This window comes from Providencia sp. JGM181, assembly GCF_018257375.1.
GTDB lineage: Bacteria > Pseudomonadota > Gammaproteobacteria > Enterobacterales > Enterobacteriaceae > Providencia > Providencia lanzhouensis.
In genome coordinates this window covers 1-1,832 of sequence record NZ_JAERJY010000251.1, presented here as the reverse complement: position 1 = coordinate 1,832, position 1,832 = coordinate 1, and the positions used below count along the sequence as shown (strand labels likewise).

The following is a 1,832-nucleotide window of genomic DNA, read 5'->3' as shown; positions in this document are numbered from 1 at the left end:
TTCATAGGGAGAAACCTAAAAAAACAATCGTCTTCAGATAGATTTTATAATGTAAAAAGAAAGTCAGCTATTTTATTCTTTTATTTCATTGCGATATATAGTGGCATCAATCTAACAGTAGAAAAAACACTAAGTACTGAAAATACTATATTTCATTTTTTATCAATCTTTATGCTATTTTTGTTTGTTTTTTTTATCTGTCAATTTGAAGCAATACAGAAACGTAACTAACTGAAAGTAGATTACTTTCAGTTAGATGTTACTAAATTTCAATCCCAGAAAAATTAGAGATACAAACCCGAGGTTGTTTTTCATGAAGAAGTATTTTTTATTTTTTAGCATTCTTTTTACTGGGCACTTAAACGCAGCCCCAACTAATAAGCATCCAATGGATATCTATGCTTCGAATGTCCAAAAATCTATTCAAAGTCGGTTCTATGATGTTGACCTATACAAAGGAAAAGAATGCGAAATTAAGGTCACTCTCGATAATGACGGCAAATTAATTTCAGCTATTGCCCATGATAAAAATAGTAACAATGACAAAAAGCTTTGCATTCGAGGTATAGAGCTAATTGAAAATACTAAATTTCCACCTACCCCAGAAGATAACTTAACATCAGATAAAAATGTATTTTTTATTCTCCTTCGCCCATAGGAATTATTCTATTGAGTAGGATATTGGTAGCTCGACCTTAACTACTATCGAAATATCCGCACATCTATCATCATTAACAATAATTACTTGATTCTTAAATTTGATAGATGAAAAAACAAAAGAAAAAACCAACAACTCACAAATTCTAGACATAAAAAAAGACGCCTTAAGCGTCTGATTTTTGGTGCGAAGGCCGGACTCGCTTTTAATAGACAATGCATTGTTTTTAATTGATATAAATTTATCGGTAATATTTTGTATACTTAAATGTATACTCAGTGGCTTGAGGTTTGAAAAGTGAGTTACTTAAATCCATTACCGCCTTAAATAAACCATCATCATAATACCACTTTTATCTTTTCATTGAATATTATTCATAACGTCAATACTCTACTCCTATCTATTGTAATTCTTGGTAATTGTTAAAAATAACTTGTCAATCGCCTATCGCTAGTCAACAATGACATTTAACTTAAGTTCAATTACATTTAGGGACAGGCATGGCTATAGGATATTTTTTACGAGTTGGCGATAAAACAACATGTGGCGGTCAAATTTTAACTGGTGATAATACCTTTATATTTCATGGGAGATCCGCTGCACGTCAGGGCGATCTAGTCACCTGTGAAAAGCATTCTGGGACATACAACATACTTGGTGGCGTTAGCAATGTATGGGGTAATGGTAGAATGATGGCAGGAACACTGGATAGCTTTAGCTCCTGTCCATGCAAAGCAAGACTGATAAACTCCATCACCGATTGCTACAGTAAAGAAGATGAACCGATGTCTCGCGCATATAACCCTGTAGTTCCCGAGACTCCTACTCAGCGGCCAATTAGCCAACCAAGTAATCATTACGCACCTCCTATTGTTGCCAATGACATCAACAAAATTAGAATTGATGCGCAACACCTGATTGACTGTGCAGATGAGCTATGTGAAAAACATCTCTATTATCCTGACGTAAAAAGTGAATTTAAAAGTGATGTTGAAAATTTCGCTTATCAAATTGTTGATCAGGTAAACTAAAACTCATTCCAAAGCTAAATGAGTATGGTAATCCAAATAAAAATTTATTCTTTAAAGAATATGTGAGAAAAGATCTTGAGTATGCTTATAAACAATTGAGTAATAGATTACTTATGGTTGAAATTGTTAGTGATGGTCTTTCG

General features: G+C 33.2%; 3 protein-coding genes. All 3 read left to right on the top strand.

Annotated features, from left to right (window positions below; all coding sequences use genetic code 11):
- The coding region (locus JK188_RS17260; protein WP_211888693.1) for a hypothetical protein at positions 1–231 on the top strand (231 nt) is incomplete at its 5' end.
- 82 nt (positions 232–313) lie between these two features.
- Positions 314–658, top strand: coding sequence for a cell envelope integrity TolA C-terminal domain-containing protein (locus JK188_RS17255; RefSeq protein ID WP_211888692.1), 345 nt, complete (start codon positions 314–316; stop codon positions 656–658).
- Between the two features lie 500 nt (positions 659–1,158).
- Positions 1,159–1,689, top strand: a complete 531-nt coding sequence (locus JK188_RS18055; protein ID WP_249215502.1) for a PAAR domain-containing protein — start codon at positions 1,159–1,161, stop codon at positions 1,687–1,689.
- The last annotated feature ends 143 nt before the right edge of the window (positions 1,690–1,832 follow it).